This is a genomic window from Agrobacterium deltaense RV3, from assembly GCF_900013505.1.
Lineage (GTDB): Bacteria > Pseudomonadota > Alphaproteobacteria > Rhizobiales > Rhizobiaceae > Agrobacterium > Agrobacterium leguminum.
In genome coordinates this window covers 1,095,436-1,117,978 of sequence record NZ_LT009746.1, presented here as the reverse complement: position 1 = coordinate 1,117,978, position 22,543 = coordinate 1,095,436, and the positions used below count along the sequence as shown (strand labels likewise).

At 60.4% G+C, this 22,543-nt stretch carries 14 protein-coding genes; 7 read left to right on the top strand and 7 right to left on the bottom strand.

Annotated elements, in window-relative coordinates; translation table 11 throughout:
• Positions 1–101: 101 nt before the first annotated feature.
• A complete protein-coding gene (locus AGR7B_RS19495) occupies positions 102–1,001 on the top strand; it encodes a LysR family transcriptional regulator (RefSeq protein ID WP_065657454.1) in 900 nt (299 codons plus the stop codon).
• Between the two features lie 102 nt (positions 1,002–1,103).
• Here the strand turns inward: AGR7B_RS19495 and AGR7B_RS19490 are convergent, their stop codons facing one another.
• Genes AGR7B_RS19490 through AGR7B_RS19480 form a run of 3 tightly spaced genes read right to left on the bottom strand, consistent with a single transcriptional unit; the run spans position 1,104 to position 3,855 of the window.
• On the bottom strand, positions 1,104–2,183 hold the full coding sequence (locus AGR7B_RS19490; protein WP_080857623.1) for an alpha/beta hydrolase: 1,080 nt from the start codon (positions 2,181–2,183) through the stop codon (positions 1,104–1,106).
• Between the two features lie 23 nt (positions 2,184–2,206).
• The gene (locus tag AGR7B_RS19485; protein ID WP_080857622.1) at positions 2,207–2,671 is read right to left on the bottom strand and encodes a cyclophilin-like fold protein; all 465 of its coding nucleotides are present in this window, start codon (positions 2,669–2,671) and stop codon (positions 2,207–2,209) included.
• Positions 2,668–3,855: an MFS transporter gene (locus AGR7B_RS19480; RefSeq protein WP_080857621.1), complete on the bottom strand. Its 1,188-nt coding sequence runs from the start codon at positions 3,853–3,855 to the stop codon at positions 2,668–2,670. Before AGR7B_RS19480 ends, AGR7B_RS19485 begins: the two co-directional genes overlap by 4 nt.
• A 126-nt stretch (positions 3,856–3,981) precedes the next feature.
• Here AGR7B_RS19480 and AGR7B_RS19475 point away from each other — a divergent pair, with 126 nt between their 5' ends.
• The 6 genes from AGR7B_RS19475 to AGR7B_RS19455 all read left to right on the top strand — a co-directional run bounded on the left by AGR7B_RS19475 (position 3,982) and on the right by AGR7B_RS19455 (position 16,848).
• A complete protein-coding gene (locus AGR7B_RS19475) occupies positions 3,982–4,875 on the top strand; it encodes a LysR family transcriptional regulator (protein ID WP_121490439.1) in 894 nt (297 codons plus the stop codon).
• A gap of 759 nt (positions 4,876–5,634) precedes the next feature.
• Complete coding sequence (locus AGR7B_RS26260; protein ID WP_245317724.1) at positions 5,635–6,540, top strand: hypothetical protein; 906 nt, start codon at positions 5,635–5,637, stop codon at positions 6,538–6,540.
• A 122-nt stretch (positions 6,541–6,662) separates the two neighbouring features.
• Entirely contained in the window at positions 6,663–7,808 is a 1,146-nt protein-coding gene (locus tag AGR7B_RS26255; protein WP_245317745.1) for a hypothetical protein, read from the top strand.
• A gap of 392 nt (positions 7,809–8,200) precedes the next feature.
• Complete coding sequence (locus AGR7B_RS19465) at positions 8,201–10,246, top strand: O-linked N-acetylglucosamine transferase, SPINDLY family protein (protein WP_080857619.1); 2,046 nt, start codon at positions 8,201–8,203, stop codon at positions 10,244–10,246.
• Between the two features lie 102 nt (positions 10,247–10,348).
• A complete protein-coding gene (gene glf / locus AGR7B_RS19460; RefSeq protein ID WP_080857618.1) occupies positions 10,349–11,506 on the top strand; it encodes a UDP-galactopyranose mutase in 1,158 nt (385 codons plus the stop codon).
• A gap of 155 nt (positions 11,507–11,661) precedes the next feature.
• The gene (locus AGR7B_RS19455) at positions 11,662–16,848 is read left to right on the top strand and encodes a beta strand repeat-containing protein (RefSeq protein WP_080857617.1); all 5,187 of its coding nucleotides are present in this window, start codon (positions 11,662–11,664) and stop codon (positions 16,846–16,848) included.
• 100 nt (positions 16,849–16,948) lie between these two features.
• Here AGR7B_RS19455 and AGR7B_RS19450 read toward each other — a convergent pair whose 3' ends face one another.
• From AGR7B_RS19450 to AGR7B_RS19435, 4 genes are all read right to left on the bottom strand, one after another.
• Entirely contained in the window at positions 16,949–18,376 is a 1,428-nt protein-coding gene (locus AGR7B_RS19450; protein WP_080857616.1) for an FAD/NAD(P)-binding protein, read from the bottom strand.
• Positions 18,377–18,559: 183 nt separating this feature from the next.
• On the bottom strand, positions 18,560–19,663 hold the full coding sequence (sfnG, locus tag AGR7B_RS19445) for a dimethylsulfone monooxygenase SfnG (protein ID WP_080857615.1): 1,104 nt from the start codon (positions 19,661–19,663) through the stop codon (positions 18,560–18,562).
• A 22-nt stretch (positions 19,664–19,685) separates the two neighbouring features.
• A complete protein-coding gene (msuE, locus tag AGR7B_RS19440) occupies positions 19,686–20,276 on the bottom strand; it encodes an FMN reductase (RefSeq protein ID WP_080857614.1) in 591 nt (196 codons plus the stop codon).
• A gap of 295 nt (positions 20,277–20,571) precedes the next feature.
• Positions 20,572–22,515 (bottom strand): methyl-accepting chemotaxis protein, encoded by a 1,944-nt coding sequence (locus AGR7B_RS19435; RefSeq protein WP_065657464.1) that lies wholly within the window; start codon positions 22,513–22,515, stop codon positions 20,572–20,574.
• Positions 22,516–22,543 lie beyond the last annotated feature (28 nt).

The window sequence follows — 22,543 nt, the reverse complement described above, 5'->3', positions numbered from 1 at the left end:
TTGGTGTGTCCGTTTCGATGGACAAAGATGTAACCCGCTTGATTGCATCGCGGAATTGCAATATTTTTCTCGAATGAATTGCGATTTTTGAAATAATGGCGATGAATGATCATAAAGCTCTCAAAACCTTTCTGATGGCGGCCGAAAAGCGCAACTTCGCGCAGGTCGCCCGCGAACTGGGCATGACGGCGGCTGCCGTCACCCGTGCTATTGCCGCGCTTGAAGACGATCTCGGTGTGCAATTATTCGTCCGCACCACCCGCCAGGTTTCCTTGACGACGGACGGGGCGATCTTCGCCGCCCAGATCCAGCCCGCTGTCGAGGCGCTGGAGAATGCCCGGCGCGATGTCCGCAACGCCCATAAGGCGGATGAGGGGCGGCTGAGGATAAGCGCGCCGACATGGCTCGGCAAAACCGTGCTGCCGCCGATCCTGTCCGGCTTCCGGGAGCTCTATCCGAAAATGTGCTTCGAGATTTCGCTCTCGGACGGCCTGATCAATATCGTGGATGACGACTACGATCTGGCAATCCGCATTTCGTCCGCCCCATCGGACAAATTCACCATCTGGCGCAAGATCAGGGCCGTGCCGAGAATATTGGTGGCGGCCCCGGGCAGCCGGTTTACGCAGATGGAACATCCGAGCGAGCTGACCCCTGACGATTGCCTTGCCTATAGCGGTGAAAGCCGCCGGGAGAACTGGGTCCTGTCGGACGGCGGATCGAGCATCACCATATCGGCCGGCCGGGCATTCAGCGCCAATAGCGGCGAGGTTCTGGCCGATATGGCAGCGGAAGGCGCCGGTGTGGCCCTGCTGCCGGGATTTAATATCGCCGAACATATCCATAGCGGCCGGCTCGTTCATGTGCTGCCCGGCTGGGTGCCACCCGAACTCTGGCTGACGCTTTATTATCCGCCCTATCAGGCGCTGCCACCCCGTATTGCGACTTTCTCGAAATTTTTCGAAGAGCAGTTGCCGGCACATATGGTGATGCTGGACTAGAGCCGGCAGCACTGACAGGGCCGACGCGCACGAGCGCGCCGCCTGAGGCGAAAAATAATGTGACGGCAGCCACGGCTGCCGTCACATCTTTATGATCGCCTTCTACGCCAGATGCTGATTGAAGAAAGCGGCGATCCGGTCGAACGGGATCTTGTCGGCGCGGTCATAAAGGTCCGTGTGGTTGGCGTCCGGAATGATCACCAGCTCCTTCGGTTCGGCAGCCGCGGCGAAAGCGGTCTCGCTGAAATAGCGGGAATGCGCTTTTTCCCCATGGATGAACATCACCGGCCGCGGCGATATTTCGGCGATATAGGTCAGGATTGGCATGTTCATGAATGACAGCGGTGTCGTCTGCGTCCAGGCATTGCCGGAGTTGACGGCACGCGCATGGTAACCGCGCGGTGTCCGGTAATAGTCGTGATAATCAATCAGGAACTGCGCTTCGCCACCCTTGAGATCGTTATAAGGGGGTTGATAGGCGGGGCTTCCCTTTTCCGCATCCTGCCAGCGCTGCCGGCTCATCTGCTCCAGCGCCTGCGTGCGCTGTTCGAGGGTAACGCTGTCGTTGTAGCCTTTGGACATCACCCGCGTCATGTCATACATGGTGCTGGCCACGACTGCCTTCACGCGCTTGTCCACCGCCACGGCATTCAGCGCCATGCCGCCCCAGCCGCAGATGCCGATGACGCCGATGCGCTCGCGATCCACGTAGGATTGCAGCCCGATATAGTCGACCGCGGCACTGAAATCCTCGGTATTGATATCCGGCGACGCGACGTTCCGGGGCTCACCGCCGCTTTCTCCGGTATAGGACGGATCGAACGCCAGCGCGGCAAATCCGCGCTCCGCCATGGTCTGTGCATAAAGGCCGGACGACTGTTCCTTCACCGCACCAAAGGGACCGCTGATGACAAGAGCAGCCAAAGGCGCAGCTCCGCGGTTCTTTGGCAGGTAGAGGTCGCCTACGAGAGTAATGCCGTATCGGTTCCTGAACGAGACCTTCTGGTGGTCGACATTGTCGCTCTTGGGGAAGACCTTGTCCCACGAAGAGGTTTGGGCGAAGGCCTGCGTCGCACCCGCCACCTGCACCATGCCCATTGCGGCGACGGCGATGCCCGTTGCCTTCATCAGGTTGCGCCTGCCGGTATTGCAGGTTTCACTCGTTTCGATTGGCTTGCTCATGCTGGGAACTCCTGGGGTTCGGTTCATTGGACGCGTTCAATACGCAGCGGAAATTCCCCAGGGATATGAAGCGCTTCATAGCCTTGATCGAAGCGTCCCAGCCGGATGAGGCCGGGATGCCTGTAGTCGGCATAGAACATCGCGAGATTGCCCCAGGGCATGTAATAACAAAGGTCGTAAGGCCGCTCATTGTCGAACGGACCATGGCCTTCGACTGTCAACTTTCGAGGGAGATAGGCGATCTTCTCATTGGAGCCGAAGTCGGCGATCCTGAGATCGAGCGGAAGCATGGATGCAAAATCGCGCGCCGACGGATTGTCGTAGAGCGTCGCCATCATTGTGTTTTCTCCGAAAGTCAGCTTGATCTTCAAATCGGTCTTCTCCTGATTGTCAGCGCCGCTTTTGCTGAGGGCTCGCCCGGGCAGGATGAACGCGGCGGCCATCGCCAGCAGGATGCGTCGGGCAGGAACCATCGGGCGCACATTCATGACGGCCTCCGCGCCAGCCGCCAGGCGGCAAAAGACGCAAGCGAGGAGCAGCAGAGCAGCAATGCGCTCAATGTGAAGGCGGACCACCAACCGAAACTGTCGAATAAAATTCCACCGACCGAGGCCCCCGCCGTGATCGCCAGTTGAATGACGGCAACCTGAAGCCCGCCGCCGGCCTCGGCATCGTCGGGCAGAATGCGGCTCAGCCAGGTGCCCCAGCCAACCGGTGCGGCGGTTCCAAGAAAACCCCAGCCGACAAGGGCGGCGATGACTGGACGTTCCGCTTCGCCAAAGACGACCATGGAGAGCGCGATACCGGCCATCATCATCGGAATGACCACAAGAATGCTGAAGAGACGGCGTTGCAGCAGTCGACCGATGACCCATGTTCCGACCGCCCCGGCCAGTCCCATGATCAGCAGCAACAGTGACAGCACCGTGATTTCGACCCGCGTGACCTGTTCGAGAAAGGGCCGCAGATAGGTGAAAAGTGCGAACTGGCCCATGAATAACAGCAGGATCGCGATCATGCCCGCTGCGACGGCTGGACGTCCAAGCAGCCTGAAGACATTCGTGGATGCGCGGTCGCGCCGCGGCGGGAGTTCCGGCAGGACGATCCATTGCCATAGTAGTGCAAGCAGGCCGATCGGCACGACAAGAAAGAAGGCGCCGCGCCAGCCAATATAGGCGCCCAGCAGGCTGCCGAGCGGGGCGGAAACCGTTGCCGCGACCGCATTGCCGGCATTCAGCAGGGCAAGCGCCTTCGGCACCTGGGCATGGGAGACAAGACGCATCACGATGGCGGTGGACATCGACCAGAAGCCGCCGATCGAAATGCCGAGCAAGGCGCGGCCAAGCATCAAAACCGGGAAAGACGGTGCAAGGGTGACCACGATTCCGGACAACATCAGCAGCGCCGTCAGGCCGAGCACGACAAGGCGCCGGTCGAGCCGCCGGGTCAGGCCGGCAATGAACAGGCTGGTGATGACCGCAAAGATGCCGGAGACGGAGATCGCCTGCCCCGTATTGCCTTCCGAAACACCGAGATCGGCGGCGATCGGCGTCAGCAGGCTGACGGGCATGAATTCCGAAGCGATCAATACGAAGGCGCAGAGCGTCATGCAAAGCACGGCGCTCCATGCCGCGCGCCTGCTGCCCATCTCTTCGTCATAAGTGAGTGCCATTCGCCCAGATCCCACTAAAATCCCGGTTTCTTTCAATGGCGGCAAGATATTGCCGGGCGACTTTGCGGACAATCCGTGCTAATTCGCATGGACTTATCGAAATTCAATATTAATTGGCGAGGTTTGATGCAGCGAGAGGACATGAAGGATCTTCTCTGGTTCATGGAGGTTGCTAAGGAGCGGAGCTTCACAAAGGCTGCGGCGACGCTTGGAACATCGCAGTCGACATTGAGCTACACAATCAAGCAGCTGGAAGCCCGGCTGGGCGTGCGGCTCCTGACACGGACGACACGCAGCGTTGCCACCACGGAAGCCGGCGAGCGCCTGTTTTTGTCCATCGCTCCGCGATTTCAGGGGATCGAGGCGGATTTGGCGGACCTCGTCGCCTTTCGTGAAAAACCCTCAGGCACCGTGCGCCTCACCTTGTCCGATCACGCCCTGCAAACGACCGTCTGGCCGAAGCTGAGCCGCGTACTCACCAACTATCCTGACATCCATGTCGAACTCTATAGCGACAATGGCATGCGCAATATTGTCGAGGAACGCTTCGATGCCGGCGTGCGACTGGGCGAGAGCGTCGACAGGGACATGATTGCCGTCAGGATCGGTCCGGACTGGCGGCTCCGGGCCGTGGCTTCGCCGGACTACTTCGCCAGACACGGCATCCCTGCCACGCCCCAGGATCTGGTCGGCCATGTCTGCATCAATACACGTCAGGCCACCTGGGGTGGATTTTACACCTGGGAGTTTGAAAAGGACGGGCGAGAACTGCGGGTCAGAGTTGACGGGCAACTCAGCTTCAACTCATCGATCTCCCAGATCGACGCGGCGATTAAAGGCTACGGGATCGCATATATTCCCGAAGACCTTGTCGAGGAGCACATCGCCGAAGGGAGACTGCAGGCGGTTCTGGACAATTGGAGCGCACCCTTCACCGGCTATCACCTCTATTACGCCAGCAGGCGCCAGATGTCTCCGGCGATGAAGGTAATCATCGACGCCCTGCGCCATCATGCCTGATACCGGGGATTGAAGTCTTGCCAGGGCAGCTGGGTCAAACCAAACCAGCCCGTCATTGGTGGCGGGTCATTGCGCCTCGGACACCAGTTTTCCCCATCGGGATATCGCCGAATCATCGCACGATCCCGTGCCCGCCCGTCTAAAGCATTGCCGTGGCCCGGAAACCGGAAAGAACAGCTTCCGCTTAAAAAAACCAACTACACGGCACCCGAAATAAAGGCGACAAAGCAAAGCATTGTCCGATTCTGGCAGCCGTTACATAGGTGGGTCAGCGCCCGGCAAGAATCGCAGGACAGTTTTAGACGAAAATAACGGTCAAACCCTTGCGCTCTCGCCCCTCCAAACGGACACTACTTATCCGTGAGCTGTCACGTCTGATTGCCCGCAGTGGAAGCTGATCGAATCGATAGTTGGCTTCGTGATTTTATACTCTACAAGACTCTAAGATACGAAAACATCAAGAATAAAATGCGACGCCTCCAAATATTAACTAGGCTTTAAATGTTGGCCTGATATGACACGCTCGTCGCGAAAATCTTAAGCGGCAGAAATTATTGAGCGGCATTCGCACAAGCTAGCGTGGAAAATCCGGGCCCCCTATCTCCGGCTCGAATTGCATGAAGCGTTTCCAGCGCAGGTTCACATGAGCCATGTTCTCCACAATTTCGCTTTATTTGCGGATGTCGGACCGCTGTCATCATAGGCAGTGTCTGGCAGCAGATAGGCGTGACCATCCGCCATTCGGTAAAGGACACGTTCATGACTTCGATCCTCTCCTCATTGTCTGCTGTGCAGATTTCCAAGCTTTCGACGTCCACCATTGCCAGCCTGACGTCGGAAGACGTGAATGCTCTTGATAGCACCAAAATCAAGGCTCTTTCGTCATCTCAGATCGCGTCTTTGAGCACGGATAACCTTGCTCTTTTCAGCTCTGAGGACCTGCGCGCCATTTCCGTGACGGCAGTCAAGGGTCTGACCCTCACCCAGATGGCGAAACTGAGCTCCGCTCAGGTCAGCAGCCTGTCGTCCTCTCAGGTTACCGCCCTTTATGCCAGCCAGATTGACGCCCTTTCGACCGACCAGATCAAGGCACTCAACTCGTCTCAGGTCGCAGGCCTCAGCTCCGCTCAGGTTGCAACACTGAGCAGCGACGAACTGGCCCTCTTCTCTACCGACGAGATCAAGGCGATCAGCGCCACTGCCATCGCTGGTCTTTCCACAGCAGCCATCGCCGCTCTCAGCACCGACAATGCAGCCGCGCTGACAAAGACGCAGATCGCCGCCTTGTCTTCCACGCAGTTCAATGCGCTCAGCTCCGGCAGCCTTGCAACCTTCTCGGCAGACGAAGTCAAGGCGATCAGCACCAAGATCCTTGCTGGTCTCGATGTGACCAAGCTCAGCACCGGCAATATCGCAGCACTCAGCAAGGCGCAGGTTTCGGCGCTCTCTACGGCGCAGTTTGCCGCCATGTCGACCGACCAGATCAAGGCGCTGACACCTCCGATCAGGTGTCCGGCCTCAGTTCCGCTCAGGTCGCGACGCTCAGCAGCGACGAACTGGCTCTCTTCTCGACAGACGAGATCAAGGCGATCGCCGCCAACGCCGTTGCCGGCCTTTCGTCCGCAGCCCTCGCTGCCCTTACGACCGACAATGCATCTGCCCTGACGAAGACCCAGATTGCCGGCCTTTCGTCCACGCAGCTCAACGCATTGACCTCCGCAAACCTCGCCACCTTTACGGCAGACGAGATCAAGGCGATCACCACCAAGGCGCTCTCCGGTCTCGATGTGACCAAGCTCAGCACCGGCAACATCGCCGCACTGACCAAGGCTCAGGTAACGTCGCTTTCCTCGACGCAGTTCGCGGCGCTCTCGACCGACCAGATCAAGGCTCTCACCTCCGATCAGGTCGCTGGCCTCAGCTCCGCTCAGGTCGGCACGCTCAGCAGCGACGAGCTGGCTCTCTTCTCCACGGATGAGATCAAGGCTATCGCCGCCAACGCCGTTGCCGGTCTTTCTACCGCTGCCCTGGCCGCCCTCAGCACCGATAATGCAGCAGCACTGACGAAGACCCAGATTGCGGGCCTCTCGTCCACGCAGCTCAACGCGCTGACCTCGGGTAGCCTCGCCACCTTCGCGGCAGACGAAGTCAAGGCAATCACTACCAAGGCGCTCGCTGGCCTTGATGTCTCCAAGCTCAGCACCGGCAATATCGCCGCACTCAGCAAGGCACAGGTTTCGGCCCTCTCAACGGCACAGTTTGCCGCCATGTCGACCGACCAGATCAAGGCGCTGACCTCCGATCAGGTGTCCGGTCTCAGCTCCGCTCAGGTCGCGACGCTCAGCAGCGACGAACTGGCCCTCTTTTCCACCGATGAGATCAAGGCCATCGCCGCCACTGCCGTCTCCGGTCTGACGACTGCGGCTATTACGTCGCTTACCACCGACAACGCCGCAGCACTGACCAAGACCCAGATTGCGGGCCTGTCTTCGACGCAGCTCAACGCCTTCAACTCCGCGAACCTTGCCACCTTCACGGCGGACGAAGTCAAGTCGATCACCGCCAAGGCTCTCGGCGGTCTCGACGCCACCAAGCTCAGCACCGGCAATATCGCCGCACTCAGCAAGGCTCAGGCCGCAGCACTGTCCTCGACGCAGTTCGCAGCCCTCTCGACCGATCAGATCGCGGCACTGACCTCCGAACAGGTGTCTGGTCTGAATTCTGCTCAGGTCGCTACGCTCAACAGCACCGAGCTGGCGCTGTTCTCGACAGACGAGATCAAGGCTATCAGCGCCAATGCTGTCGCCGGTCTTTCCACCGCGGCTATCGGCGGCCTCAGCACCGCCCAGGCTGGAGCTCTTTCGGCCCAGCAGCTGAAAGTCATGAACGACGCACAGGTTGAAGCGGTCATCAAGGCTTACAAGGGTGTATAAAATTTAAGAAACAAGACAATCCACGACGCGGCCCGAAGCCGCGTCGTGGCACATTTGGGCTTTTCGCCGCAGAATACTTCGAAAGATTTCTGAAAAATTCGTCTGCACCGTTTATCGAAACAATGCTTTCGTCGCGCGACAGAACAATGGGCTGAGGCATTCTCGCCCGGAGAAAATATCAGCGATTGGTCCCTTGGCCTGACTGATCCGTTGCCTCCCAGGCGACCGTTTGACTGGAAGGACATTTCGCTCCTCAAAGCCCGCGGCTGATCAGCGCAAGCAACCCGGAACTCAATACATCCAGCCACAGGCAAGTTACCTGCGATAGCTAAAGACGGCCCATCAACAGGCTGCTTTATCTTAGACCCTTTGTCGCCTTGCCGCAGGATGTCATGACCGCCAACCAAGTCTCCCCATCAAATGACGACACCGCTCCGAGCGCACTCGATCTTGCGCGGAACCAGCGGCTGAGCCTCATGGATCTGCTGAGCATATCAGAGGCGCTCAATGCCGCCGGGCAACAGGCGGCGGCGGCGGAACTTTACAAGACCTGGGTCGCATTCAACGACAACAACCCAACGATCCATCTCGCCTATTTCAACTATGCCGTCATGCTCAACCAGCTGGGCGACCGGGCCGGCGCCGTACAGGCGTTTCGCGCCTGCCTGAAGGCCAACCCGGAATTCGCGCCCGGCCATATCAATCTCGGCCGCGCGCTTGAAGATGCCGGGCTGATCGGCCACGCGGTGGAGCAATGGTCGCATTATGCCGAAGCGACGAAAAGCGTCGACGCCGAGACAATCGGCCATCGGCATATGACCCTGCAGAATATGGGCAGGGTTCTAGAAGGCGCCGGAAAGCTCGAAGAGGCCGAGACCGCCTTGCTACAGGCATTCGAACTGCGGCCGGAACTGCCGGAGGCCGGCCAGCACTGGGCATCGTTGCGGCAGCGCCAGTGCAAATGGCCCATACTTGCCCCTTCGAGCCATATTCCCGTGCGCAAGATGCTCGATGCGATGTCGTCGCTGACGCTGAGCTGTTACGCCGACGACCCGATGTTCCAGCTCGCCAAGGCATATCGCCTCAGCAAGATGCTGGTCGGTGCGCGTCCAGACCTCAGCCGGTTCCCGCGCAGATCACCCAAGCAGAAGTCCGGCACCGGCCAGCGTCTGCGCGTCGGCTATCTTTCGTCGGATCTTCGCGATCATGCCGTCGGCTTCGCACTCTGCGAAGTTCTGGAACTGCATGACAAAGATAGCATCGAGGTCTTCGCCTATTATTGCGGCAATGTCCGCGGCACTGACAGCACGCAGGCACGCATCAAGGCCGCGGTTCATTGCTGGCGTGATATTCACGGCATGGATGACGCCACCGCGGCATCTCAAATCATTGCCGACGAGATCGATATATTGATCGACGTGAATGGCTACACCAAGGATGCCCGCACGAAAATTTTCGCCTATCGCCCCGCACCGGTCATCGTCAGTTTCTGCGGTTACCCGGGATCGATGGGAAGTCCGTTCCATCAATATCTGATCTCAGATGGTTACATGATCCCGCCGGAGAACGAGATCTATTATTCCGAGAAGGTGCTCCGCATCGCCTGCGACCAGCCCCTTGACCGGAAGCGGTCCATCGCCCCCCGGCCGGCCCGGGCAGAGGTCGGACTGCCGGAGGATGCATTCGTTTATGCCAGCTTCAACGGCATGCAGAAGATCACGGAAAACTGCTTCGCCCGCTGGATGACGATCCTGTCTGAGACGCCCGGCAGCCTGTTATGGCTGCTGGCGGGTGATGACGACGTCAATCAACGCCTGCGAGACCTTGCGGAAAAGAGCGGCGTCGCGTCCGACAGGCTCATCTTCGCACCGAAGGCCCAGAACCCGCAGCATATTGCGCGCATCGGCCTTGCCGATCTGTTTCTCGACACGTTCCCCTATGGCGCGCATTCCACGGCGTCGGATGCGATAACCTCAGGCCTGCCGGTTCTCACCATGTCCGGCAAGACCTTTGCCGCACGCTTCTGCGGCAGCATCGTCACCGCAGCAGGCGTGCCGGAGATGATCTGCTCCTCACCGGAAGATTATGTCGCCCGCGCCATCGGTTTCGAACGCGACCGTAAGAGCCTTCTGGAGGTCAGGGAATCGATCGCCCGGCAGCGCGACACCAGCGTCCTGCGCGATATTCCCGCCCTGGCGCGGCGTCTCGAAGAACTCTTCTGGCAAATGCAGGGTGAATGCGAGCGTGGCGAGACCCCGGTGCCCGACCTCAGCAATCTCGATATTTATTACGAAGCAGGTGCAGAAGCGCTGCAGGAAAACATCGAGTTCGAGGACGAACAGAGTTACCGCGAGCGCTACCTGAAGAAGCTGAGGCAATGGCACGATTATGCGCCGATCCCCTATGACCGCCGCCTCTGGCAGAAACCGGACAATTGAGCTGGGATCGAACGACACCGGCGAGGACAAGCGCCGTGCGGCGCGCCCCCCGGCAAATCTTGACCGCCCGCAAGGCGATGGATGAACAGGACTGACTTAGCAATGATTGCGGACGAAAGAATTGTCATTGTGGGTGCCGGGCTTTCCGGCGCGGTCATTGGCCGCGAGCTTGCACTGGCGGGCCATAGGGTCGACATCGTCGATGCCCGCAATCACATTGCCGGCAATTGCCACACCGAACGCGACGGTGAGACCGGCGTTATGGTGCATGTTTACGGTCCGCATATTTTCCATACCGACGACAAGGAAGTCTGGGACTATGTGAACGGCTTTCAGACATTCATGCCTTACAAGAACCGGGTCAAAACGACGAGCGGCGAGCGCGTCTATTCGCTGCCGGTCAATCTGCACACGATCAACCAGTTCTTCGGCAAGAATTTCCGGCCCGATGAAGCCAGAGCCTTCATCGAGGAAAAGGCCGACAAGTCGATTACCGATCCACAGACCTTCGAGGAGCAGGCGCTGCGCTTCGTCGGCCGCGATCTCTATGAGGCCTTCTTCAAGGGATACACCGAGAAACAATGGGGCTGCTCGCCGACGGAACTGCCGGCCTCGATCCTGAAACGCCTGCCCGTGCGCTTCAACTATGACGACAACTACTTCTTCCACAAATATCAGGGCATGCCGGAAACCGGCTATACGGACATGATCGAACGCATCCTCGATCATCCGAATATCAGCGTCAAACTTGGCACCCATTTCCAGCGCGCCGAAGCGCCGGCCTCCGCACACGTCTTCTATTCCGGTCCGCTCGACGGCTATTTCGATTTCGAATTCGGCCGTCTGGCGTACCGGACGCTCAATTTCGAGCGTTTCACCTATAACGGCGACTATCAGGGCTGTGCGGTGATGAATTATGGCGACGTTTCGGTGCCCTTTACCCGCATCACCGAACACAAGCACTTTTCTCCGTGGGAAGACCATGCCGGCTCCGTCTGCTACAGGGAATTCTCCCATGAATGCGGCCCGCAGGACATTCCCTATTATCCCATCCGGCTGGTCGAGGACAAAGAACAGCTCGCCGAATATGTGGCGCGCGCCGAGCGGGAAGCGTCGGTAACCTTTGTCGGGCGGCTCGGGACCTACCGTTATCTCGACATGGATGCGACCATTCGAGAGGCGCTGGACACCGCCCGGCTCTATCTCGCCCGGCGAGCGGAGGGCGCTCCCATGCCGGCATTTCTGCATTCACCCCTTTGAGGTGACGGCGGCTGAAGCGTAGCAACTTAAGGTTCAGGCAAGCCCGATTGCGTACTCAACATCTGAAAAATGGTGGACCTGCGTAACCGATGCCCCTCTGGTGGGCTCGGGCGGAAAATCCACCTGTTGGGCCTGGACTTTAGGATTTTTCAGACATGACGTCGATCATTTCTTCCCTGAACGTCAATCAGATCAGATATCTCTCGACAGAGGCGGTCGCGGCCTGGACAACCGAGGACGTCGCGTCGCTCTCTACAACGCAGATCAAGGCGCTCTCCTCGGATCAGATCGCGGCACTGGATGTGGAGGATGTGAAAGTCCTCAACTCACAACAGTTGAGCGCCATTTCGCAGGGCGCCATCGTTGGCCTGACACTGGATCAGCTCAACATTCTCGATCAATACGCCATCAAAAGCCTGAATTCGAGCCAGATTTCTGCGCTCACCACCACCCAGCTCCATGCCCTGACGACGGAACAGGCGGAGGCTTTGACCTCATCTCAGGTGCGCGCCCTCAATGCGACGCAAATTGCCGCCCTGAGCGCTGAAGATATAGCGACGTTCTCAACCGCCGATATCGCAGCGCTCACGAGCAAAGCCATGCCGGGCCTGAGCACGGAGGTGATCGCAGGGCTTACCCCCGAGCAGATCGCGGCCCTGAGCACGAGCGCCGTTGCGAGCCTGACGACCGACCAGATCGCGGTCCTGAGCCCGGAACAGGCCGAAGCCCTGTCGCCGGCGCAGGTCAAAGTGCTGAGCTCGATGCAACTCGCTGCCCTCGGCACAGACGACATAGCGACATTCTCGACCGCCGACATCGCCGCGATCACCGTCAAGGCCATGCCGGGCCTCAGCACCGAGGCAATCGCAGCGTTTAGCCCGGATCGGATCGCCGCCCTCAGCGCAAGCACGATTGCCGGCCTGACGATCGACCAGATCGAAACCCTGAGCACCGCCCAGATCGCCGCATTGACGACGGCCCAGATTGCCGCACTCAAGACGACGCACATCGCCGCCTTAAGCACCAGCCAGGTCGAAGCCCTGTCGCCGGAACAGGTGAGGTCGCTGAGCGCGGCGCAATTCGTGGCGCTGAGCGCGGAAGACATCGCGACATTCTCTACCGCCGATATAGCGGAGATCACCGGCAAAGCCATGCCCCGTCTGGGCACGGAGACGATCAGCACGCTGACCAAAGAGCAGATCGCCGCATTGACGACGGCCCAGATGAACGCCCTCGGTATAGCGCAGTTCCAGGCCTTGAGCGCGGCTCAGATCGAGGCCCTGTCAACCGCTCAGATTGCCGCCCTCAGCACCGGCGTGGTCGCAAACCTGATAGCCGACCAGATCGAAGCCTTCAGCACCCAGCAGGTCGAGGCCCTGTCCTCGGCACAGGTGAAGTTGCTGAGCTCGATCCAGCTTGCGGCCCTGAGCGCCGAGGACATAGCAACATTCTCGACCGCCGATATCGCGGCAATCACCGGCAAAGCCATGTCCGGCCTGAGCGCGGACGCAATCGCGGCGCTGTCCACCGCCCAGATCGCCGCCCTGACCACCAGCGCCATTGCCGGCCTGACGGCCGATCAGATCGAAGTTCTGAGCACCGAGCAGGTTGAGGCGCTGTCTCCGACGCAGGTGAAGTCCCTGAGTTCAGCGCAGCTTGCAGCCCTGAGCATCGAGGATCTGGCGACATTCTCGACCGCCGATATCGCAGCGATCACGAATAAAGCCATGTCGGGCTTGAACACCGATGTTATCGCGGCCTTCACCACGGCTCAGATCGGCGCCCTCACCACCAGCGCCATCACCGGCCTCACCTCCGATCAGATCGAAGCCCTGAGCGGCAATCAGGTCAGCCTTCTATCCACCGCGCAGATCAAGGCCTTGAGTTCGGTTCAGGTCGCCGCCCTAGGCAACGATGTGGCCGCCCTGTCCACCAGCCAAACCGCCGTGTTGAGCACATCGGGCATCAAGGGTCTGACCAGCGATCAGGTTGCGGCCCTCAGCATCGATCAGATCGCGGCCCTGACCACAGCCCAGATCGCGGCTTTCGGCTCGGGGCAGATTGCGGCCTTGAGCACGGACAATATAGCATCGCTTTCCGTGGCCCAGCTTGCGGCAATGAGCACCTCCGGCATCCTCGGACTTTCGACCGGCCAGATCGCCGCCCTCAGCACCGATCAGGTTTCCAGGCTGTCGACCAAGCAGATGGCGCGGTTGAGCGCGGCACAAATTGCCACCCTCGGCACAGACGACATCGCCGCTCTTTCAACGGCCCAGATCGCCTCCCTGAGCGGTGCGGGCGTTACGGGACTAAGCGCGCAACAGCTGGCGACCCTCACCACCAGCCAGGCCGAAGCCTTGACGAGCGCGCAGATCGTCAATCTCGGCTCCACACAGATTTCGCAGCTGGGGACGGACGATCTGGCGAAATTCACGACCAAGGACATCGCCGCGATCACGTCCAGCGCAATCGCAGGACTGTCGGCAGAGACCCTCGCCTCCCTGACGACAGCCCAGATTGCCGCCCTGAATGTACAAAGCATCGGTGCGTTGAGCACCGCGCAGATCGCCGCCTTGAGTATCGCCCAGGTCGAGGCCTTGACCACCGCCCAGGTCGGCGCTCTCAGCTCGAAACAGATCGCCGCCTTGAGCGCGGATAACATTGCGACATTCTCGACCAAGGATATCGCCGCGATCAGTTCCGGTGCGATCTCCGGATTGTCGGCAGAGACCATCGCCTCCCTGACGACAGCCCAGATTGCCGCCCTGAACGTGCAAAGCATCGGTGCGTTGAACACCGCGCAGATCGCCGCCCTCAGCACCGCGCAGGTCGAGGCCTTGACCAGCGCTCAGGTAAGCGCTCTCAGCTCGACGCAGATAGCGGCCCTGAGCGCGGAGGATATGGCGACGTTCTCGACCAAGGACATTGCCGCCCTCAGCTCGAATGCAATCCCGGGCCTGTCCACCCAAACCATAGCGTCGCTGACGACAGCACAGATCGCAGCGCTGAGTACGGCTGGCATTGGCGGGTTGAGCACCGGACAGGTCGCAGCGCTTACTGGCGATCAGGTGGACGCCCTGACCACTACCCAAATCGCGGCACTCACCTCCAAACAGGTTGCGGCCTTGAGCGTGGCTGACATCGCCTCGCTGTCAGCAGCCCAGATAGCCTCCCTCAGCACGGCGGGCATAACGGGCCTGACCGCTGATCAGATCGCGGCCCTCGACACCGCGCAGGTCGAGGCTTTGACCGAGACCCAGGTTGGTGCTCTCAGCTCGAAACAGATTGCGGTCTTGGGTACGGACGACATGGCAACGTTCTCGACCAAGGACATTGCCGCGATCAGTTCAAACGCCATCCCGGGCTTGTCAACGGAGACCATAGCGTCGCTGACCACGGCCCAGATCGCAGCCTTGAGTGCGGCTGGCGTTGGAGGGTTGAACACCGGGCAGGTCGCCGTCCTGACGAGCGATCAAGTCGACGCCCTGATCAGTATTCAGGTCAGCGCCCTCACCTCCAGGCAGGTTGCCGCCCTCAGCGTGGCCAGCATCGCCTCGCTTTCGGCAACCCAGATAGCCGCTCTAAGCACGGCGGGCATAGCGGGCCTGACCACCGATCAGATCGCCGCTCTCAACACCGCTCAGGTCGAGGCCCTCACCAGTGCTCAGATCGGCGTCCTCAGCGCAAAACAGATTGCGGCCCTCAGCGCCGGTGGCCTTGATACATTCACCGCCGCCGAACTGGCTGTCATCAGCTCGAGTGCGATCTCGGGCCTGTCGACAGCGGCAATCGCTTCGCTGACGACGGCGCAGATCGCCGCTCTGGGAGCGGCGGCAGTACCCGGCCTGACCACCGCCCAGATCGCGGCCCTCGGCACCGGTCAGGTGGATGCCCTCACCAGCGCCCAGATCGCCGCCCTCACCTCCAGACAGGTTGCGGCTCTGAGCGTGGCCAGTATCGCCTCGCTCTCGGCAGCCCAGATCGCCGCCCTCAGCACGGCGGGCACGGCGGGCCTGACCACCGATCAGATCACGGCCCTCGACACCCTTCAGGTCGAGGCCCTGACCAGTGGTCAGATCGGCACTCTCAGTTCGAAACAGATCGCGGCCCTCCGCGCCGGCGATCTCGATACATTCACTGCCGCCGAGCTGGCTGCCATCAGTTCGAATGCGGTCGCGGGCCTGTCGACAGCCACGATCGCCTCGTTGACGACCGCTCAGATCGCCGCGCTCGGCACGGCGGCAATACCGGGCCTGACCACGGATCAGATCGCGGCTCTCGGCACCGGTCAGGTGAGCGCGCTGACCAATGCGCAGATCGGCGCCCTCACCTCCAAACAGGTTGCGGCCCTGAATACGGCCGACATCGCCTCCCTTTCCGTCAGCCAGATAGCGGCTCTGGACGCCAAGGCGATTGCGGGCCTTGGCAGCGCACAGACCGGCGCGTTGAGCATTGAACAGGTCCAGACATTATCCACCCGGCAGATAGCATCGCTGAATTCGGATGCGCTCAAAGGCCTGTCTGCGGAGATGCTGGAAACCTTCTCGACAGAGGAACTCGCGGCTATCGGCTCAAGCGCGATAAAGGGACTGTCCACGGACTTTATCGCCGCTCTTTCCACCGCCGAGGTTGCGGCCCTGAGCACGGCTGGCGTCGCCGGATTGACCAGCGATCAGATCAATGCCCTCGGCAAGGACCAGATCGAAGCACTCTCCACCAGCCAGATCGCCGCATTGAGTTCGGCCGGACTTGCGGGATTGACGGCGGACGATCTTGATACATTCTCGACCGGCGAACTTGCCGCCATCAGTTCGACGGCGATAAAGGGACTGTCCGCCACCGTCGTGGCCTCCCTGTCTTCTCAGGAGATCGCCGCTTTGACGACGGGCCAGGTGGCTGCGCTGAGCTACGGTCAGGTCGCGGCGATGGGGTCTGCGCAAATCGGAGCGCTGTCACTGTCACAGGTCAGCGTCCTCAACGCGCTGCAGGCAGCCGCGCTTGGCGGCGACGACCTGACGGCATTTTCCACCGAGCAGATCATCAGCCTGAGTTCGAGCGCGATCTCGGGATTGGGCACCGGTACGCTCGCTGCCCTGACGGCATCCCAGGCGGCAGCCTTCACACCAGGCCAGATCGCCGCCATGACATCGGCGCAGGTTACGGCCTTGAACAGCGCCAAGACCACCAACAGCTCTGTCCAGGATATCGCCTCCCTGATCTCAACCACCGACGAGACGGCTTCGACCGAGGACAGCGCGACCAGCACCCCAGTGGCGGCTTCGAGTGAAACGCAGGAGACGTCTGACGTCGCTGCAACCATTTTGTCTTATCTGGACGTCTGATTTTAGCCTGCGAACAGGAAAATAACCGGGCCGGGATAGCTGCCGTCGCCCGATGGCAGCCGCCATTTCACCGCCTCACCAACCCCGCGTCAGGTTGCGATCAGACCGGGGCCGGGCTGCTCGTCGCTGGCGCAAGGTTCCGTGCGATCTCTCCGGCAACGAAGATCGCGTGCTCGGTAACCTGGGGCAGGCCCATCAGCTCACCGAAGGTTCCGCGCGCCAGCGGACCTCCGATCAGCAGCGTTTCAATGGCCTGGCCGCGGCTGTCGATGGCGCGGGATCGCTCGTCGCAGTGGATGCCCAGCCCCGTCGGGCAAAAGGTCAGAAGACCCGCCTGCTCCAGACCGGAAAGAAAAGCCTGCGATTTCAGAATTCCACCATGGGCGGGACCGGTCGTCACGACGATTGCATCGACGTCGAGCCGCGCGATGTCCCTTTTGCCGCGAAACCGCAGATCGACATGCAACGAACCGTCTTCGCCAGCCTTTGCGGACACAAGCGACCCGGCGACGATCTGTAGCTGGCCCGAAATTATGGCCTCATCCAGAAGTTTCTCCACCTGCGGCGCGATCCTGAACCGGTGCGCGTCCCAGAAGGGCCGCAGCCACCGCACCACCCTGCGCTTTTCGATCAGCGGAAGGTTCCGCCATATGTCGCGTCCCTGCAGGCGAACGGCGTCCAGAACGCCATGCCAGCTCGCACCGCCCGCTTGCGACACTCTCACAGCCTCTCTAATCCGCCGTAGCAGTTCCGACGCGCTTTTGGACGGCGGATCGACAAAATCGCCGTAGGGTTCCTGCGGCAAGGCCGGATGGCCACGCGACCGCAAGCCGCGGCGCGACAGCGAAACGACGCGCGCATGATGGCCGCGCCGGTGGAGCGCGGCAAAGGCATCAGCCGCGGTCAAGCCATTGCCGACGATCAGAATGCGGTCACCCGCGGCGATATTTTCCAGCGCAGCCTCCGCATTCAAGTCCGCCACCAGTTTCGGATGGCCGGCAAGCGGTTTCAACACCTGCGGAAGCGCTGGCGGCGGATGGCTTGTGGCAACCACCACGATGTCCGCGAAGTGGTTGTCGCCCTCTGCGGTTTGCAGCTCCCAGCCATCCGCATGGCGAGCCACATGCTTCACCGTGCTGCGCCTGTGCTCAACAATGCCCGCATCCAGCAAAGGCGCGATCTCGGCCGCGACATAGGCGCCGAAGACCCTGCGTTGCGGATAGGCCTGCCCATCGGGCAAAACCGCTGCTGCATCGCCCGCAAGCGCGTTCGACCTGTCGAGATAGTGGAGGAAATTATCCGGATCATCAGGATAAAGCGTCATGCGCCCGGCCGGCACGTTGATCCGGTTGGCCGGCTCCGGCGTGGAATAGGCAAGCCCCGCGCCCAATGCCGCTCTCGGTTCGAACACCACGATCCGCACATTTTCGAACGCCCCAGCGGCTCGATGGAGATGGAGGGCAATCGCTGCCCCGCTAAATCCACCGCCTATGATGGCGACAATGGCATTCTTCCGGCTCACTGACATTCCAACTCACGCGACCTCGACGGCCCGCCCCGAATAACGTCCAATTTTAGCAGCCCGGACCAAAAATTCACAGCGATGCGTGTCAGGCCGCGCAAGTTCGAACGCATGCGTCCCGTCCGGTCCGGCTGCGGCACTTTCGGCGGATGAGCGGCAAAGGCCGCCGCTCCACCTTTTCTGCCTGCGTTATTCGGCTGCAATCGCCGCGCTCTCCTCGGCCTCTTCGAGTGCGCGCACCAGCGGAATGACGTGCTTGCCGAAATACTCGACCTCCTCCTGGAAATGCAGGAAACCGAGCAGGATGAGGTCGGCGCCGGCGCGCTTCAGGCGCACGATGCGCTCCGCCACCTGTTGGGGGGTGCCGATGAGGTTAGAGCGGAAACCGTCATTGTACTGAACGAGATCCTCGAAGCTGGATTTCGCCCAGTTGCCCTCTCCTTCCGGGGAGGCCTTACCGGCATTCTTCACCTCATGGCCAAAAGCGTTGACCGCTTCCGGATTGGCCTTCTCGATGATTTCGGCAAGCACGGCCTTTGCCTCTTCCTCCGTCTCACGCACGATGGCGAAGGCATTCACGCCGACCTTGACCGAATGATTGTTCTCAGCCGCCTTGGCACGGATGTCATCGACCTGCCTTGCAATCTCTTCCGGGGTGTTGCCGTTGGTGAAGTACCAGTCGGAAACGCGGGCCGCCATATCGCGGGCTGCGCGCGAAGAACCGCCCTGAAAGATTTCAGGCTGCGGATCGATCGGTTTCGGCTTCAGGGAATAATTATTGAATCGATAGAAATCGCCGCGGAAGGTGAAGCTGTCTTCCGTCCAGATGCCGCGCAATGCACGGATGAACTCCTCCGAGCGGCGATAGCGCTCGTCGTGGTCGAGCCACGGTTCGCCGATGGCATGGAACTCGCCGCGAAACCAGCCGCTGACAATGTTGACCGCAACGCGGCCATTGGTGAGGTGGTTAATCGTGGCGATCTGTTTTGCAGCGAGCGCCGGGTTCCACGGCCCCGGCAGAATGGCGGCAATGACCTTCAGCGTCTTTGTCGACTCCAGCAGGGAATGGCTAAAAGACACGGATTCATGCTGGAAATCAGCGCCGTAACCGGCCGTGAATCGAATCTGGCTCAGCGCATAATCAAAACCGCTCGCTTCCGCGATCTGCGCGAGCTTGCGGTTATAGTCGATTGTCCAGCTGGTGCGTTGCTCGATATTCGAGATGACGAGGCCACCGGAAACATTCGGAACCCAATAGGCGAATTTAACGGGCTCGGCTGTGCGTGCGGTCATGATAAATTCCTCTCTTGCAATCTCAGTTGGCAGCCGCTTCGCGTGAAACGACGGAAAGGGTCGGATGGTGATCGCCGCCGCCAAACGCTTTGGCGGGTAAAAGCTCGAACAGATCGGCGACGGCGCGCTCAATGCGCGCTTCGACGGCCGGGTTTGAAAGCGTGTATCCGGTAAAATCCGCCTCGATGGCATAAACCGTCGTCGGCACGGTGACAGTGCCGAAGAAGCCGAACAGCGGACGGAACTGGTGTTCCAGCATCAGGCCATGCAGCGGCGAGCCGCCGGTCGCAGCAAGGATCACGCGTCGACCCTGCAGGGCACGGAAATCAACGAGATCGAATAAATGCTTGAGCGCGCCCGTATAGGACGCGCGATAGACCGGCGAACCGACGACGAGCACATCGGCAGCCTCCACGGCATCAACAATCGCACGCCCGGCCTCGTCGAGCTCATCTGCGCGCAATGCCCGAAATAGAACCGGGGCGGCATCGGCAAGATCGATGAGGTCAGTTTCGACCTTCGCCGTCCGCCCGATCGCGGCAACAATTCGTTCAACGACATGCGCCGTGCGGGATGGCCGCTTCACACTACCGGAAATGCCAAGGATCTTCATATCCGTTCGCCCTTCTTTTGTGTGTATTTTCTATGTTTTTAATAGGCTATCAAAGACGCTCATTCCAAAAGCCGTAGATTTTGAGAAATGCTTTCGCGTATTTGGGCCGAAGCGCCAACTGTTTCGCACGGGGCAAGGCGGTCGCTGAAAGCACCGGAGCGGAAAGCCGCTCATGCCCTCAACGGGCGGATATTGCCTAAAAGCAGGACACCGGGGATCTCCGATCCCCGGTGTCAATATTTAGAGCGATGCTCTCAGCGCCTCAATTGAAGGCGACGTAAAGGCAGGGCAAGGATCAAAACTCCTCCCAGTTGTCGGGGGCGGTATTCAACGCGGCATTGCCTGAAAACGCCGCCCTTATCCTGCCGCCAAGCGCACGCGCGGGAGAGGCTGCGGGCCTGTCGGCGACCGATGCCGTGCGCACGGGCGCGGAGGCCTCGCCATAACCGCCTTCGGACAGTTTGAACTGCGCGATCAGCCCGTTCAGCGAAGAGGCCTCGCGTGCAAGCCCGTGGCTGGCGGCGGTGCTTTCTTCAACCATGGCGGCATTCTTCTGGGTGTCCTGATCCATCTGGTTCACGGCCGTATTGATCTGCTGAAGGCCGGAGGATTGCTCCTGTGCCGATTCCGCAATGGCGGCGACGTGCCGGTTGATCTCCTGCACCTCCGTCACGATCAGTTCCAGCGCCTTGCCGGTTTCACCAACCAGCTGCACGCCCTGCTGAACCTGACCGTTGGATGTCGTGATCAGGTTCTTGATCTCCTTGGCCGCACCGGCGGAGCGTTGCGCCAGTTCGCGAACCTCCTGCGCGACAACGGCAAAGCCCTTGCCCGCCTCACCCGCACGCGCAGCTTCCACGCCGGCATTCAGCGCCAGAAGGTTTGTCTGGAACGCGATCTCGTCGATCACGCCGATGATGTTGGAAATCTCATTGGCGGATGTCGCGATCTGCTCCATTGCAGCGACGGCCTGCTGCACCACCTCTCCGGATTTTTCAGCGCCGACTTTTGCACGGCCGACGAGGTGACCCGCTTCCTGCGCCCGTTTCGTGGCGTCCTTCACCGTCGTGGTGATCTCTTCCAGCGCAGCCGCGGTCTCTTCAACGGCGGCAGCCTGCTGCTCCGTGCGCCTCGCCAGGTCGTCCGCCGCAGACCTTATCTCGTTGGCGCCGGCGTCGATGCCGCGCGCGTTCTGCGCCACCTGGCTCAAGGTCGACTGCAACTGTTCCGCAGCCCGGTTGAAATCGCCGCGGATACCGTCAAGACCGGAGACGAACGGCTGAACGATCCGGTAAGTAACGTCGCCCTGGGCGATCTTCGAAAGGGCCGTGGCAAGATTGTCGACGGCAAACTGCACGTCGGCAGCTTCCCTGGCCTTCTGTTTCTCGCGCTCGATCCGGTCCTTTTCAGAAGTCGACCGGTTGGCCTCCGTTTCATTCTCAAGCCGGAGGCGTTCGATTGCGCTTTCGCGAAACGCCTGAACCGCAGCGGCCATCTGGCCGACTTCATCCCTGCGATCCATTCCGGAAATTTCGCTTGCCGTATCACCGGCCGCCAGCGATTCCATACGCGCGCGAAGCCGCGCAATCGGGGTGGTGATGCCCCGGGAGGAAATGAGCAAGCCAAGTGCGATCACGGCCAGCGAAACGAGCGCGAGCGTAATCAGGCCCGTCCAGATCGTCGTATTGGTGCTGGCTGTAAGGCGTTCTCTCCCCTCATTCATCACCTGGATGAGCTGCTCATTGCCGGCGCTGATCTTTGGCGAGACTTCGGCAATTTTTCGAAGCACGTTGAGCGCCATCTGCTGCGCTTCGGCGCGTTGCCCTGCCTGCATGAGGGCGATGACCTGATTGCCGGTCTCCTCGACTTCGACGACACCCTTGAGAATATCGCGGGCGGCATCCGTGCGCGCCGGCACCAGTTCCATGATCTTGTTCTGGCGTTCCTCGAGCTGCTTACGGTCGGCTCTGAAGGTTTTGACGGCAGCTTCGAAATCAGCGCTGGCCGGGTCGTTAAGGCTGGCGCGAAGCATCTGCATGCCAAGTGCATTGAGGTTCCCGCTGGTTCTGGCGTTCAGAACCGCAGCAAGGGCCTCATGGCCGATGAAATCGCTATAGACGCTGTCGGTGCCTTTATATTGCAGGCTGACGTAGCTTATTCCGGAAAGCGACATCAGGCTCATCAACGAGATGACAAAAACGACCTTCGTTTTTATCTTGGTATTGTTCAGGAAAGACATGAATGGCCTCAAGGCAAGCACTCCTCCA

What these genes read in the sequence shown, in the direction of transcription:
- AGR7B_RS19495 (WP_065657454.1), top strand. Translation starts at nt 102, where the DNA reads ATGAATGATCATAAAGCTCTCAAAACCTTTCTGATGGCGGCCGAAAAG.
- AGR7B_RS19490 (WP_080857623.1), bottom strand. Translation starts at nt 2,183, where the DNA reads ATGAGCAAGCCAATCGAAACGAGTGAAACCTGCAATACCGGCAGGCGC.
- AGR7B_RS19485 (WP_080857622.1), bottom strand. Translation starts at nt 2,671, where the DNA reads ATGAATGTGCGCCCGATGGTTCCTGCCCGACGCATCCTGCTGGCGATG.
- AGR7B_RS19480 (WP_080857621.1), bottom strand. Translation starts at nt 3,855, where the DNA reads ATGGCACTCACTTATGACGAAGAGATGGGCAGCAGGCGCGCGGCATGG.
- AGR7B_RS19475 (WP_121490439.1), top strand. Translation starts at nt 3,982, where the DNA reads ATGCAGCGAGAGGACATGAAGGATCTTCTCTGGTTCATGGAGGTTGCT.
- AGR7B_RS26260 (WP_245317724.1), top strand. Translation starts at nt 5,635, where the DNA reads ATGACTTCGATCCTCTCCTCATTGTCTGCTGTGCAGATTTCCAAGCTT.
- AGR7B_RS19465 (WP_080857619.1), top strand. Translation starts at nt 8,201, where the DNA reads ATGACCGCCAACCAAGTCTCCCCATCAAATGACGACACCGCTCCGAGC.
- glf (WP_080857618.1), top strand. Translation starts at nt 10,349, where the DNA reads ATGATTGCGGACGAAAGAATTGTCATTGTGGGTGCCGGGCTTTCCGGC.
- AGR7B_RS19455 (WP_080857617.1), top strand. Translation starts at nt 11,662, where the DNA reads ATGACGTCGATCATTTCTTCCCTGAACGTCAATCAGATCAGATATCTC.
- AGR7B_RS19450 (WP_080857616.1), bottom strand. Translation starts at nt 18,376, where the DNA reads ATGTCAGTGAGCCGGAAGAATGCCATTGTCGCCATCATAGGCGGTGGA.
- sfnG (WP_080857615.1), bottom strand. Translation starts at nt 19,663, where the DNA reads ATGACCGCACGCACAGCCGAGCCCGTTAAATTCGCCTATTGGGTTCCG.
- msuE (WP_080857614.1), bottom strand. Translation starts at nt 20,276, where the DNA reads ATGAAGATCCTTGGCATTTCCGGTAGTGTGAAGCGGCCATCCCGCACG.
- AGR7B_RS19435 (WP_065657464.1), bottom strand. Translation starts at nt 22,515, where the DNA reads ATGTCTTTCCTGAACAATACCAAGATAAAAACGAAGGTCGTTTTTGTC.